Annotated in this window: 15 protein-coding genes; 6 read left to right on the forward strand and 9 right to left on the reverse strand. The window is 63.4% G+C overall.

What is annotated here, in order from left to right:
- Positions 1-177: 177 nt before the first annotated feature.
- The gene (locus R2N11_RS06860; protein WP_199030376.1) at positions 178-516 is read right to left on the reverse strand and encodes a zinc ribbon domain-containing protein YjdM; all 339 of its coding nucleotides are present in this window, start codon (positions 514-516) and stop codon (positions 178-180) included.
- 77 nt (positions 517-593) lie between these two features.
- Complete coding sequence (locus R2N11_RS06865; protein ID WP_316680593.1) at positions 594-1,478, reverse strand: LysR substrate-binding domain-containing protein; 885 nt, start codon at positions 1,476-1,478, stop codon at positions 594-596.
- 111 nt (positions 1,479-1,589) lie between these two features.
- Here R2N11_RS06865 and R2N11_RS06870 point away from each other — a divergent pair, with 111 nt between their 5' ends.
- From R2N11_RS06870 to R2N11_RS06885, 4 genes are all read left to right on the forward strand, one after another.
- Positions 1,590-2,840, forward strand: coding sequence for a multidrug effflux MFS transporter (locus tag R2N11_RS06870; protein WP_316680594.1), 1,251 nt, complete (start codon positions 1,590-1,592; stop codon positions 2,838-2,840).
- Positions 2,841-2,935: 95 nt separating this feature from the next.
- Positions 2,936-3,283, forward strand: coding sequence for a hypothetical protein (locus tag R2N11_RS06875; protein ID WP_199030373.1), 348 nt, complete (start codon positions 2,936-2,938; stop codon positions 3,281-3,283).
- Positions 3,284-3,297: 14 nt separating this feature from the next.
- A complete protein-coding gene (locus R2N11_RS06880; RefSeq protein ID WP_021194478.1) occupies positions 3,298-3,507 on the forward strand; it encodes a DUF1653 domain-containing protein in 210 nt (69 codons plus the stop codon).
- Positions 3,508-4,380, forward strand: coding sequence for a DUF817 domain-containing protein (locus tag R2N11_RS06885; RefSeq protein WP_316680595.1), 873 nt, complete (start codon positions 3,508-3,510; stop codon positions 4,378-4,380). It abuts the gene before it with no gap.
- Here R2N11_RS06885 and R2N11_RS06890 read toward each other — a convergent pair.
- The 6 genes from R2N11_RS06890 to R2N11_RS06915 form a co-directional block, all read right to left on the reverse strand.
- A complete protein-coding gene (locus R2N11_RS06890) occupies positions 4,349-4,873 on the reverse strand; it encodes a hypothetical protein (protein ID WP_199030371.1) in 525 nt (174 codons plus the stop codon). The two genes, R2N11_RS06885 and R2N11_RS06890, sit on opposite strands and share 32 nt — an antisense overlap.
- Before the next feature lie 163 nt (positions 4,874-5,036).
- Complete coding sequence (locus tag R2N11_RS06895) at positions 5,037-5,552, reverse strand: hypothetical protein (RefSeq protein ID WP_316680596.1); 516 nt, start codon at positions 5,550-5,552, stop codon at positions 5,037-5,039.
- Between the two features lie 56 nt (positions 5,553-5,608).
- Entirely contained in the window at positions 5,609-6,298 is a 690-nt protein-coding gene (gene bioD, locus R2N11_RS06900; protein ID WP_316680597.1) for a dethiobiotin synthase, read from the reverse strand.
- 1 nt (position 6,299) lies between these two features.
- Positions 6,300-7,550 carry an 8-amino-7-oxononanoate synthase gene (gene bioF / locus R2N11_RS06905; RefSeq protein ID WP_316680598.1) on the reverse strand — a complete coding sequence of 417 codons (1,251 nt, stop codon included), beginning with the start codon at positions 7,548-7,550 and terminating at the stop codon, positions 6,300-6,302.
- Positions 7,537-8,943, reverse strand: a complete 1,407-nt coding sequence (bioA, locus tag R2N11_RS06910) for an adenosylmethionine--8-amino-7-oxononanoate transaminase (protein WP_316680599.1) — start codon at positions 8,941-8,943, stop codon at positions 7,537-7,539. Before bioA ends, bioF begins: the two co-directional genes overlap by 14 nt.
- Positions 8,944-9,170: 227 nt before the next feature.
- Entirely contained in the window at positions 9,171-10,076 is a 906-nt protein-coding gene (locus tag R2N11_RS06915) for a LysR family transcriptional regulator (protein ID WP_199030366.1), read from the reverse strand.
- A gap of 105 nt (positions 10,077-10,181) precedes the next feature.
- Between R2N11_RS06915 and R2N11_RS06920 the strand changes: the two genes are divergently transcribed.
- Positions 10,182-11,321, forward strand: coding sequence for an agmatine deiminase family protein (locus R2N11_RS06920; RefSeq protein WP_199030365.1), 1,140 nt, complete (start codon positions 10,182-10,184; stop codon positions 11,319-11,321).
- 121 nt (positions 11,322-11,442) lie between these two features.
- Entirely contained in the window at positions 11,443-11,610 is a 168-nt protein-coding gene (locus tag R2N11_RS06925) for a hypothetical protein (RefSeq protein WP_199030364.1), read from the forward strand.
- A 106-nt stretch (positions 11,611-11,716) separates the two neighbouring features.
- Here R2N11_RS06925 and R2N11_RS06930 read toward each other — a convergent pair whose 3' ends face one another.
- The gene (locus tag R2N11_RS06930; RefSeq protein ID WP_316680600.1) at positions 11,717-12,400 is read right to left on the reverse strand and encodes an OmpA family protein; all 684 of its coding nucleotides are present in this window, start codon (positions 12,398-12,400) and stop codon (positions 11,717-11,719) included.
- Between the last annotated feature and the right edge of the window lie 14 nt (positions 12,401-12,414).

Genomic DNA, 12,414 nt, shown 5'->3' on the forward strand with positions numbered 1-12,414 from the left:
GACGCATGGCGAACTCCCGGTTGGCAGGAGCTGGCTAGACTACGCCCAGTCACTCGGACATTTGAACTTGGCTATAACCGGACATTACAACTTAGCCCTGACAGCTATCAACCGCATAATTTGCATTATGTTAAATAACATGCGGACCAGCACATGCTGATCCCGCCCCAGTCTCAACTAAGCCTTCTTCAGAAACTCCGGCTTCAGTAGATAGCTCACCCCGTCGATCTTGCAATCAATCGGATGGTCGCCCGAGACAAAGCGAATGTTCTTGATCTTGGTGCCGGCCTTGAGCACGCCCGACCCACCCTTGAGCTTGAGGTCCTTGACCAGCGTGGCTGAGTCGCCAACGTTCAGGATGTTGCCGTTGCTGTCCTTGATCACGGGCTCGGCTTCCACTTCGGCTTCCTGCGCCGAAGGGTTCCATTCATGCGCGCAATCCGGGCAGATGAAGAGCTCGCCATCCTGATAGGTGTTTTCAGAAGCGCATAGCGGACAGGCTGGAATGGCGGACATATCGATCGAGTTGCGTGAAATTGGCGAAACGGGGCCGCACTATAGCAGCCTTGATGGCACCCAACGGTTGACGATCGTCACACCGGGGCGCCCAGCACATCCATGAAATTGCACAGCGCCGCACTCTGCGCCTGTGCCCGCCATAGCAAATGGACTTCCACCGCCAGCGGCAGCCAGTCGACCCGCTTGAACACGATGCCGGGCGGGTTCATGCGCCGGATACTGTCTTGCATGACGGCCACCCCCAGACCGGCGCTGACCAGCCCCAGAATGATCGAGATCTGTGGCGCCTCGAACTGGATATCCGGGCGGAATCCGCTCGATTCACACGCTTCCAGCAGCCGCACGCGCCCCGCCGGATTGAGCGTCTTGGGAAACGCGATCCACGGCAAGCCATCCAGGTCTTGCGGCGTCACAGTGGGCCGAGCGGCCAGCGGATGATCTTCGGCCACCACCAGCACGAACGGCTCGCGCGTCAGCAGACGGCTGGCCAGGGTGCCATCGGGTTTTGGCGGGTTGTAGACGAAGCCGACATCGATCGCTGAACGCTCCAGCGCCTCGGCCTGCTCGCCCGAGCGCATGGTCGACAGCTTCAGGTTCACACGCGGATACGCCGCCCGGAACTGCCGCAGGGCGACCGGCAGCCTCCCACTGTGGATCACTCCTTCGCAGTAGCCGATACCGAGCGTGCAGGCTTCTCCCCTGCCCGCCTGGCGCGCCTGCTCTTCCACCCGTTCGGCCTGGGCGAGCAGGTTGCGAGCCTCCTGGAGAAAATCCCGGCCTGCGGTGGTCAGTCGCACGCGCTGTTTGACGCGCTCGAACAATTGCAGCCCGAGGTGATCTTCCAACTGGCGGATCTGGCGCGAGAGCGGCGATTGCGAGATGTGCAGCCGCTCAGCGGCACGCCCAACGTTTTCCGTCTCTGCCACGGCGACGAAATACCGGAGCTGTTGCAGTTCCATGGTAAGTCCTGTGATGCATCAAGTCTGCCAAATTCAGTCTTGGACAGCATTATAAGGTCGGCCATAGAGTCAACGCATCGCGACTTCGCACCGATTGCGAAAGGACTTGAAATGGATACCGCCACACATCGGCACGGCCCGACTCCGCATCTGACGATTCCCCAGGGCATTCTGCTGACCACGCTCGTCTTGCTGAGTGCGTCCGGCCTGGTTGCCTCGGACATCAACCTGCCCGGCATGCCGCTCGCTGCCCAAGCGCTGGATGCCCCCATTACAGCCTTGCAGCAGACCTTCAGCGTGTACGTGATCGGGCTGGCGGTCGCGCAGGCACTGTATGGCGCGCTGTCGGACACTTACGGGCGTCGGCGTCTGGTGATTGGCGGCATGGCGGTCTATGCGCTGGCTTCGATCGCCTGTGCCCTGGCGCCCAGCGTGGCTCTGTTCGGCCTGGCGCGCGTGTTCCAGGCGCTCGGCGCCGGGGCCGGAATGGTGATCGGCCGCGCCATCATCGGAGACATCTTCGATGCCAAGCGGGCCGCGCGCATCTTCACCACCATCATGCCGATCGTCGGGGCGTCGCCCGCGCTGGCACCGCTGGTGGGCGGCTACCTGACGGATGCCGTCTCGTGGCGTGCGCCCTTCCTGCTGACAGCCGCCCTGGGTGTCGCTGCAGTCGTGCTGATGCTGCTCTACATCCCGGAGACCCTGCCCCAGGCGCGCCGGCAGCGCAGCGCGTTCATGACGTTCCGCAATTACCCGATGCTGCTGCGTCAGCCGCGCTTCTGGACGTACGCGCTCAACCTGTGCGTCGGCTATGCGGCCTACCTCGGCTATCTGGCAGCGTCCCCCGTGATTCTTGAACACATGGGGTTGGGGCCCAGGGCCGCCAGCACGTGCTACATCAGCCTGTCGGTCACGTACATCTTCAGCAACCTGGTGTCGCGGCACTTTGCAGGCCGGTATGCGCTCGATCGGCTGCTGGGTATCGGCTACGCATTCTTTGCGCTCGGTGCGGCATGCCTGGTGGGTGTGGCGCTGGCTGGCGTGAGCACGCCCTGGCCGGTGATCTTTGCGATCTCCATCATCACGCTCGCCAATGGCGTGCTGATACCGCTGTCGTTTGCGGGCGGCGTGACGAGCTTTCCGTCTACGGCGGGTGCAGCGTCGGGTCTGATGGGGGCGATGCACCTGGCCGCCGGATCGGCAGCCATCTACACCGTTGCCGCACTGCCTGGCACCGTTTCCGCACTGGCGGCATTCGTGGCCTGCGTAGCCGCCTTCGGATGCATCGCATTTCCGCTTTCGCTGCGCCTGGCACGGCAATCCGAGGCGGTGTCGGCCGAAACCTGCCCTGCACGCTGAGTCGGCATCACCGCGCAATCATCTTGTTGGCATCGCCCTTCGGTATGATCCCGTCTTCAACGTTCGTACCCGCACACCCGATCAAGGAGACCACCATGGGCGAAGCCAAACGACGCGGCTCGCAAGCCGAACGCATTACTCAGGCACACGCCCGGCTGGACGCGCTGCGTCCTGAAAAGCTGGTCTGCGGCGCCTGCCAGACTGCCTTTACCGAATTCGAAGGGATGGAGCCGCGCGACATGCCCGGCATCCACGCCATCTTCGGTGGCGAGTGCCCGAACTGCGGCGAGAGCGTGATCTCGTTCAACGGCGAGCCCGAAGCCGTGGCCGCCGCCATGCTGGCCTATCAGGACGCCATGGAAAACGCCAAGCTCGGCGCACAGACGCAGGAAGGCAAGCACACGCCCTACGTGGACGAAGAAGACAAGCCCACGCAACATTGAGCACCGAACCCGCCATGCAAGACACCCCGGTGCACCGCTACCGCCATTACAAGGGCGGCGAATATGAATGGCTGTGCGAGGCCACGTACGAGCCTGATCCATCCATCAAGATGACGGTCTATCGCGCTGCTAACGGCACAATCTGGACACGCCCGTCGACGATGTTCCACGAGATGGTGGAAGTTGACGGCCGTCAGGTGCCGCGATTCGCGCGCATCGACTGAATGCCAGCAGCAATTGTTTCAGCACGAGCGGGCCTGCGGGCCCGCTTTACGTATTGGCGCGACTTGAGTGGCGCTTGGGCCGCGCGCCACGGCCGGCTGGCAGCGGGTCTGCACGAGTTTGTCGTTTTCGGCATCAAGCAGGCATGGTCCTGTCTGTTTGGTGGGTTGATGGTCGCCCTGCTGATCGTTACACACCTCTGGTATCCGGCCAATGCGCCAATTGCCCGGTACGACGCGCTAACGATTGCTGCGGTCATCATTCAGATCGCCCTGCTTTGGCTGAAGCTGGAAACGTGGGATGAAGCCAAGGTGATCCTGATGTTCCACGTCGCCGGCACGGGCATGGAGGTGTTCAAGACAGCCGTCGGCTCGTGGATCTATCCGGAGGCGTCGTTGCTGCGCATCGGAGGTGTGCCGCTGTTTACCGGCTTCATGTATGCCTCGGTCGGCAGCTATATCGCGCGGGCGTGGCGCGAATTCGATCTGCGGTTCTCGCACCACCCGCCGCTGGTGGTCACTGCCCTGCTCTCGCTGGGCATCTACGCCAACTTTTTCCTGCATCACTACTGGTGGGATTTGCGCTACGTGCTGATGGCGCTGATTGCCGTGGCGTTCCGCCGCTGCTGGATTCATTTCCGCATTGATTGCGTGCATAGGCGCATGCCATTCCTGCTCGGCTTCACGCTGGTGGCGCTATTCATCTGGCTGGCAGAAAACATCGGCACATTCACACGTACCTGGCTCTATCCGAACCAGTTGCAGGGCTGGGAAATGGTGTCGATCGCCAAGCTTGGCGCGTGGTTCCTGCTGACCATCATGAGCTACGTGATGGTGACGCTGGTCAACCCGCCGCGGTCCGTTGAGGGTGCTTGAGATTGGCCTGTTCAGCAGGCGCCCGATCGCGTAGTTCGAACGTCACGCGCACGCGGCGTGAGAGTTGCAGGTAGACACCACAGGTCAGCAGCATCGCCACGGCCACAACCACGCCGTCGATCACGGTGGCCCGTGCCCCCGGAATACCACCCACCATCAGCATCAGCCCGATCAGCGGGGGCAGCAGCGCCATGTGTACGATCATGGCCGGCCGAAATGCGCTGTCGTGCGTGGTGGCCAGCACCAGCACCGTCACGCAGGAGATCAAGTAAAGCAACGTGGTCAGATTGACGGCCCCGCTGCCTGGTGTGTTGGCGTCAAAAAGATCAGAGCCAGCCAACTGCAGCGCATCAATAGACAAGCCCTGCCAGAACACCCAGGTCGGCCCCGCAATGGCAACGGCCAGCACCCATGGCAGCCAGCCGGCAATGCCATATAGCGGATGGTGTTCTGCTTCGATCGGGTCGATGTCGACCCAGCGATGCGTCAGCATGATGCACCCCCAACAACGCGTGCCCGTTCTGATGGCGGGTTGTTTTGGCAGGTACCCAGCGATACCTGTCTCTCCTATTTCCTAGCTTAGGTCGTCGGACAAGGCGCGCAATGCCGGAGGAACCCTGAGCGCACAAATGGGTTGCGCTGGATCAACGCGCGGCCTATCGACGGAAAAGGCGCGGGCGATCCGGGTCGTACAGCGGGTCAGGCGTGATCTGCGTGAGTTGCAGCACGCCAGCCGGATCAAAGTAGAAATGCATCAGCGACGGCCAGACGTCGTCCGACTTGAAACGGTATGACCAGACCAGACGGTCCATGCGGGGGAAGTACGCCGTTTCGACCGGCTTGCCGAAATGCCGCAGCACGTCATCCTTGGTCCAGACACCAATCTTGGCTTGGGCAAACTCAAGGCTGCGCAGCACCTGCTTGAAGTCGATCAGCTTGCCGCTGGCATCAAAATCTGCCGCGTAGGTGAACTGGCCATAAGGCTGCGTGGGATACAGCCAGCGCGTGCCGCCATCCAGCGGGTAGGACTCACGCGGCGGGCCAAACTGCGCCTGCACCGCAGACTGGTCACTGCCGACCAGGCGCTGCCCCTTCGTCACGGGGGATTCCAACGCCGCACATCCTGCCAGCACCACCACCGTCATCGCTGCCAGCCAACGCATTGCGCGCATGACAACCGCCTCCGTCCAGTCTTTCGAGGGTGGACAGTGTAGCGCCGGCCGGCGGTTCAGCGTGCGAGCAACGGTGCGATGTCGAGATGCACTGCAGCGAGGCGTGCGTCCGCCCGCGGCAGGCGGGGAATGGTGCCCAGATGCGGCGCCCCGATCCAGCGGCGCAGGGTTGCGACGTTATCGTCCAGGCCGGCCATGGCCGGATCGACCACGTTTCCAACCCAGCCCGCCAGATGCAGCCCACGCGCGGCAATCGCCTCGGCGGTCAGCGCTGCGTGGTTCAGGCAGCCCAGACGCAGTCCGACCACCAGCACCACCGGCAGGCCCAGCGCCACGGCCATTTCTGCCGTATCAAAGTCGTCGGACAACGGCACGCGAAAGCCGCCTACGCCCTCCACCACCACGGCATCGGCCAGCGACCCGGCCTGCACGAACGCATCGAGAATGGGCGGCAGCGCAATCGTTACGCCTTCGCGTGCAGCCGCCAAATGCGGCGACATCGGCGCATCCAGCAGCCACGGGCAAATCGTTGCAAGCGGCAGATCAATCGAGGCGGCGGCGCGTAGTTGCTCGATGTCTTCATTCGTGCGCGTTGGCGCGCCGGGCAGCGTTCCAGCCGCAATCGGCTTAAGGCCGGCGCTGCGGTAACCAGCATCTGCCAACTTGGTCAGCAATGCGGCGCTGACCAGCGTCTTGCCGATCTCGGTATCGGTGCCGGTCACGAAACAGTCGAAGCGAGGTGGCATATCAGGCAGCCTTGGCAGGCGAGTGCAGCGCTTGGCCGGCCGCTTCCAGCGCCTGTGCCAACCGCTCGATGTCGTCATCAGTGTGCGCGGCCGACAGCGTGATGCGCAGTCGCGCCGTACCGGCCGGCACCGTCGGCGGGCGGATGGCCGCGATGCGGATGCCTTCGCGCTCCAGTGCGGCAGCCAGCTCCAGTGCAGGCGCGTTCTCGCCGATGACGATGGGCTGAATGGCCGTGGGCGATGGCATCCACTGCCAGCCGAAGCGGGTTGCCAGGCGCTGTGCGTGTGCGCTCCACACAGAGATATGGCGGTTAAGGCGCGCACGGCGTTCAGCGCCCTCCTCGCTCGCAATCACGTCGAGTGCGGCCTCAACAGCGCAGGCGATTGCCGGGGGTGTGGCCGTCGTAAAGATATAGGTGCGTGCACGCTGGACCAGCCAATCGATCACCTTGCGGTGTGCCACGATGGCCGCTCCCGATCCGCCGGCCGCCTTGCCGAACGTGCCGATGTAGAGGATGCGCTCCGAGTGCAAGCCGAAGTGCGACAGCACACCTACGCCGTCCGTGCCGAGCACGCCCAATCCATGTGCGTCATCCACGATCAGCCACGCGTCAAAGCGCTCGGCAAGCGCCAGCAACTCGGGCAGCGGCGCGATGTCGCCATCCATGCTGAATACGCCGTCGGTCACGATCAGCTTATTGCGGCTCGTGCTGGCGGCCAGTTGCGCTTCCAGCGCAGCCAGATCGACGTGCGGATACACCTTGACGGGTGCCCGCGACAACCGCGCGCCGTCAATGAGCGAGGCGTGGTTCAACGCATCGGAAAAGATCGAGCATTCTTCTGCCGGACGAATGCCGCCGGCCTGCGCCATGGCACTCACCACAGCCAGGTTGGCCATATAGCCGGTGCAGAAGAACAGCGCGTCGGCCTCGGGAATGTGCGGTGCCTGCTGCGCCGCCATGCGGGCCTCCAGCCGGGCATGGGCAATGGAATGCCCGCTGACGAGGTGCGATGCCCCGCTGCCGAAACCATACTGCCGCGCGCCCTCCGCCATCGCCTCAACCAAGGCAGGATGCGCGGCAAGGCCAAGGTAGTCGTTACCGCAGAAGCCAAGAATGTCGCGTGGCTCGGAGCCGGGCACGCTGATGCGCTGGCTGCGGTCGGTCGGGCTGTACGCGGTGCGGCGCACGCGACGCAAGTGAGCGGCGTCGATGGCGTCCAGGCCCGCCTGCAGGTCGTCAAGCAATCGCATAGGTTTCTCCTTCGTACGCATCGCCAGCATGGGCGAGCGTGTCTTCCAGGGTTTGCAGCGTGCGCTCGACCAGGGTGTCGGTTTCTTCGTCGGTCAACACGTAGGGCGGCAACAGATAGACGGTGTTACCGATGGGGCGCAGCAGCAGGCCGTGCGTGCGTGCAGTCAACGCAAAGCGTTCGGCAAAGCGCGCGCCAGCCACATCGGGGTGCACGTCAAACGCGGTGATCATCCCGGTCTGCCGCAGATGTGCAAATCGTGCATCGTGCGACAGCGGCGCCAGCCCCTGCGCGATGCGCGCGGCGGTCACGCGGTTGCGGGCGAATACGTCCTCCTCCGCAAACAGGTCCAGCGTGGCAAGCGCCGCACGGCAGGCCAGCGGATTGCCCGTGTACGAATGCGAATGCAGGAAGCTGCGCACCGGTGCGTCGTCGTTGAACGCGTTGTAGATGGCATCGCGCGACAGCACGATCGACAGCGGCAGATACCCGCCACTGATGCCCTTGGACAGGCACAACAGATCCGGCCACACGCCGGCCTGCTCGCACGCGAAAAAGGTGCCGGTGCGGCCGCAGCCGACAGCAATTTCATCGGCAATCCAATGCACGCCAAACGCGTCGCACAGCGCACGCACGCCACGCAGGTAGCTCACGTCGTGCATGGCCATGCCGGCCGCGCACTGCACCAGCGGCTCGATGATGACGGCGGCGATGGTGCCGGCGTTCGCGCTCAGGCAGTCGCGCAACGCGGTCAGCGCGCGTTCGGCGACGTCGGCGGCGGTTTCGCCCGGACCGGCCAGCCGAGCATCGGGTGACGGCACGCGGTGCGATTGCAGGATCAGCGGGTCATACGCATCGCGGAAGATCGCCACATCGGTCACACCCAGCGCGCCGAGCGTTTCGCCGTGGTAGCCGTGTTCCAGGCAGATGAAGCGGTTGCGCGCGCCCTGCCCTGCGTTCCGGTGCGCGTGGAAACTCATCTTGAGCGCGATTTCCACCGCGGACGCGCCATCCGAGCCGAAGAAGCTGTGGCCAAGCGCACCGCCAGTCAGACCAATCAAGCGCTCCGCCAACTCCACCGCCGGGCGGTGCGTGGCGCCGGCCAGCATCACGTGCTCCAGCGAATCGAGCTGCGTCTTGAGCGCCGCATTGATGTGCGGATTGGCATGACCGAACAGGTTGACCCACCACGAGCTGGTGCCGTCCAGATAGCGCTTGCCGTCAAAGTCGATCAGCCATGGCCCCTGGCCGCGTGCGATGGGCAGCGGCGGCATGGCATCGAGCCGTGCGTTTTGCGTGCACGGGTGCCAGACGGCTGCACGGCTGCGCGCTTGCCACGCCGTGTTGGCGCTGGGCGCGCCGTCGGCGGGCACGGGAATGGGGGGGTACGCCATACGAGGCCTCCTCGAAACAGAACCGGGGGATTCGGCGGCGTATGGTAGGGGGCATGTTGATCAAAGAACAAGCCCGCACGTTGAATGAAATTGGCGTCACATAAAAAGAAAAAGCAAGAAGAAGCGCACTTCTTCGCCGGACACCCAAGCTCCTGCACAGAACGCGCAGTTAAAAAATCTTTGGTATTTCTCGAAAAAGATATTTTTAAATCACATTCAGCCGCCACTCAGTCGATCTGCTCGGTGTGAGCGGCGCCCTGCACCGCCAGCCAATCAAAGAACTGCGCCACATATGGAGACCGCGGCTCGCCCGCCACGCGCGACATCCACCACGTCACGCCTTGCGAGCGCGCATAGCCCGGCAGTGCAACCAGCGTGCCCGCGCGCAGCCCGCCCTCGGCCAGGGTCTGTGACAGGCAGGCGATGCCTTCTCCGCGTTCAACGGCGTCGAGCACAAGCCGGGTGTCATCAAAGATGGCATGCCGCGCAAAGCCGGCCAGTGGTCCACGGAATACGGCGGCAGTCTGGTCGCTGGTCAGGTCATGCTCCGAGCAGACCACCCCGGTGTGTTCTGGATGGCGCTCAAGGGGCACCTGCGCGAGCCGTTCGGCAACGCTGCGGCTGGCAACGGTCACCCAGGCGTCAGTCAGCAACGGCTGCTGTTGCAGGTTGGCTTGCGGCAATGGCCGATCGCTGATGACGATGTCCACGTCGATCTCGTCAACGAACCGCGCAGATTCATCGCAAGACAACAAGGGGCACAGGCCCGGCACGGCCGCGCGCAACGCGCCGATACGCGGCATGAGCCAACCGTGCAGCAGCGGCGCCGGCGCGACCAACGTCACCAGCCCGGGGTCGAGATACGTGGCAATGCGCCCCAGGCCGCTGCGCAAGGTGTCGACCGAGCGTTGCACGCTGCGCTGCAGTACCTCTCCGGCCACCGTCAGCTCCACCCCGCGGCCGAGGCGCCGGAACAGTGGCTGCCCCAGTTGCTCCTCCAACTGCTGGACTTGATGGCTGACGGCCGATTGCGACAGGCACAGCTCATCGGCAGCGCGCGAGAAATTGCCGTGACGTGCAGCCGCCTCGAAACCCATCAGCAAGCGGAGTGAAGGGATCTTTGGATTAGCCATGAGATAAATTGATTAATAGAGGCAATAAAGCTCAATTTTCTTCAAGACTTGTCATGGGCACAATGCGCCAACTTAACAACACGTGACTTGCCCCGTCGTTTTCCCATGTCCCGCACCCGACGCCAGTTCCTCCATACCTCCATTTCCACCGCCTACTCCGTCATGGCTGCCTCGATGCTCGGCGCCTGCGGCGAAAGCATCGGGCAGGAAGACGGGCCCGCCTCCAGGCCCCTGCCATCGTCGGAGGCCTGGACCATGCCGGACGAGGCCCAGCCGCACGTCGGCACCTGGATGGCCTTTGCCGCATCGGATGCCATCTGGGGCAATCGGCTCAAGGGGCCGGTGCAGGATGCGCTGGCTCGCATCGCCAACGCGATCATCCAGTTCGAGCCGGTACATATGCTGGTCGGGGAACACGACCTGGCCACGGCACGCCAGAAATGTGATTCACGCGTCAATCTGATCGTGCAGGCCGTCGATGACTTGTGGATGCGCGATTCCGGCCCGGTTTTCGTAAAGGGCCCGCGCGGCGAGTTGGGTGCCGTCAACTTCAACTTCAGCGGCTGGGGCGGCAAGCAGGTGCACACGCTCGACAGCCAGGTGGCGGCTGGTGTGGCGAGCCATACCCACGCCCGCTTGATCGGCACCAAGCTGGTACTGGAGGGCGGCGCCATCGAGGTGGACGGTAACGGCACGGCCATCCTGGCGGAAAGCTGCGTGCTCAACCGCAACCGCAATCCGAGCCTGACCAAGCCCGACTGCGAGCAGGCGCTCAAGAATCTGCTGGGCCTGCGCAAGATCATCTGGCTGCCGGGCATTGCCGGCCGCGACATCACTGACGGCCATATCGACTTCTATGCACGGTTTGCGCGCCCGGGCACGGTGTTCGCCGCCAGCGATACCGATCCCACGTCGTACGACCATGCAGTCACCCGCCAGCACCTGCAGATCCTGCGTCAGGCCACGGATGCGGACAACAAGCCACTTACCGTCATTGAGTTGCCGGCGCCGCAGCAAGTCCGCCCGGCCTTCGACAACCGTGACTTTGCGGCCGGCTACGTCAACTTCTACGTGTGCAACGGCGGTGTGGTGATCCCTGAGTTTGGCGACAGTCAGGCGGATGCACTGGCCAAGCAACGCATTGCGGCGGCTTTTCCGGGTCGCCGCGTGGTGCAGGTCAACATTGACCCGATTGCGGCGGGCGGCGGCGGAATCCACTGCACCACGCAGCAATGGCCCGCCTGACCGATTATTTACTTCCAGTGATGTTCAGAATGGACTGAAAGGTTGCGCCGGATCATTGCTCAAGCCTAGGGATAACCCTATACTCGGGAAAACCCTAGATAACGCAACGAGAGAAAACATCATGATCCAGCAAGCCTATTACACCCCGAAGTTCGCCGGCCAAGCCCAAGTTCAAGCCGCTCGCCGCCCGTCGCTGCTGCAAGCCGTGATCCACTACTTCCGCAAGGGTTGGGACGACAACCTGCAATACGCTGAAGTGGTTGGCAAGTCGGGCTCGTACCTCGGCTAACCCCCGCGGCTGAATCTTCAGCCCAGCCGCAAAGGCACATCTCGAAAAAAACGGCGCATTGGCGCCGTTTTTGTTTTGGCAGCACCGTGCTGACTCACGCTATCGGTCAAGACGGGATCAGGCGGATCTCGACCCGGCGGTTCATCGCGCGCCCTGCTGCCGTGGTGTTGGAAGCAACCGGGTTGTCCTTACCGAAGCCACGCACGATCAAATCGTCGCATTGCAGGCCTTGCTCGCGCAGGTAGGTCGCCACGCTGTCGGCACGGCGCTGTGAGAGTGCAAGGTTGTGCGCAGCGGAGGCACGCGAATCTGTATAGCCGCTGATCTCGCCGTGCTTGAAGGTGATGCCACGGCTATCAGCAACAAGCTGATCCAGCTCGCGTTTGGCCGCAGGCGTGAGCGTGGCCTTGTCGGTATCAAAGTTGGCATCCCCACCCAGATCAAGCCGTTTGACCACAGCCGGCATAGCAATTGGCACTGGCGCCGGCTCCATCGCCGTGACGGGTTTGGCAGGAGTCGGCCCGCACTGGAAGGTCAATGTACGCACATCTGTGCTGCGGCCGAACGGCGTCACCGGCTCAAGCGGGTGCACAGGCTGGTCGCCGCAAATCTCTTTCGCCTTGTCGGTGCAGACGCCCTGCCCCTGGAGCAGGCCATGGCATTCGACGCGGTACGTTGGCACGCCGTCTTGCGGGTTGATCTGGTAAGCGTTGAAGGTTGGCCCTGACGCGCTTGAACACGCGGCCAGCGGTACGGCAAGGGTCAATACCCAACTAGCGGATGTCTTCATGGTGGATGTGTGCT

It is taken from the genome of Ralstonia flaminis (assembly GCF_958415495.1).
Lineage (GTDB): Bacteria > Pseudomonadota > Gammaproteobacteria > Burkholderiales > Burkholderiaceae > Ralstonia > Ralstonia flaminis.

What these genes read in the sequence shown, in the direction of transcription:
- R2N11_RS06860 (WP_199030376.1), bottom strand. Translation starts at nt 516, where the DNA reads ATGTCCGCCATTCCAGCCTGTCCGCTATGCGCTTCTGAAAACACCTAT.
- R2N11_RS06865 (WP_316680593.1), bottom strand. Translation starts at nt 1,478, where the DNA reads ATGGAACTGCAACAGCTCCGGTATTTCGTCGCCGTGGCAGAGACGGAA.
- R2N11_RS06870 (WP_316680594.1), top strand. Translation starts at nt 1,590, where the DNA reads ATGGATACCGCCACACATCGGCACGGCCCGACTCCGCATCTGACGATT.
- R2N11_RS06875 (WP_199030373.1), top strand. Translation starts at nt 2,936, where the DNA reads ATGGGCGAAGCCAAACGACGCGGCTCGCAAGCCGAACGCATTACTCAG.
- R2N11_RS06880 (WP_021194478.1), top strand. Translation starts at nt 3,298, where the DNA reads ATGCAAGACACCCCGGTGCACCGCTACCGCCATTACAAGGGCGGCGAA.
- R2N11_RS06885 (WP_316680595.1), top strand. Translation starts at nt 3,508, where the DNA reads ATGCCAGCAGCAATTGTTTCAGCACGAGCGGGCCTGCGGGCCCGCTTT.
- R2N11_RS06890 (WP_199030371.1), bottom strand. Translation starts at nt 4,873, where the DNA reads ATGCTGACGCATCGCTGGGTCGACATCGACCCGATCGAAGCAGAACAC.
- R2N11_RS06895 (WP_316680596.1), bottom strand. Translation starts at nt 5,552, where the DNA reads ATGCGCGCAATGCGTTGGCTGGCAGCGATGACGGTGGTGGTGCTGGCA.
- bioD (WP_316680597.1), bottom strand. Translation starts at nt 6,298, where the DNA reads ATGCCACCTCGCTTCGACTGTTTCGTGACCGGCACCGATACCGAGATC.
- bioF (WP_316680598.1), bottom strand. Translation starts at nt 7,550, where the DNA reads ATGCGATTGCTTGACGACCTGCAGGCGGGCCTGGACGCCATCGACGCC.
- bioA (WP_316680599.1), bottom strand. Translation starts at nt 8,943, where the DNA reads ATGGCGTACCCCCCCATTCCCGTGCCCGCCGACGGCGCGCCCAGCGCC.
- R2N11_RS06915 (WP_199030366.1), bottom strand. Translation starts at nt 10,076, where the DNA reads ATGGCTAATCCAAAGATCCCTTCACTCCGCTTGCTGATGGGTTTCGAG.
- R2N11_RS06920 (WP_199030365.1), top strand. Translation starts at nt 10,182, where the DNA reads ATGTCCCGCACCCGACGCCAGTTCCTCCATACCTCCATTTCCACCGCC.
- R2N11_RS06925 (WP_199030364.1), top strand. Translation starts at nt 11,443, where the DNA reads ATGATCCAGCAAGCCTATTACACCCCGAAGTTCGCCGGCCAAGCCCAA.
- R2N11_RS06930 (WP_316680600.1), bottom strand. Translation starts at nt 12,400, where the DNA reads ATGAAGACATCCGCTAGTTGGGTATTGACCCTTGCCGTACCGCTGGCC.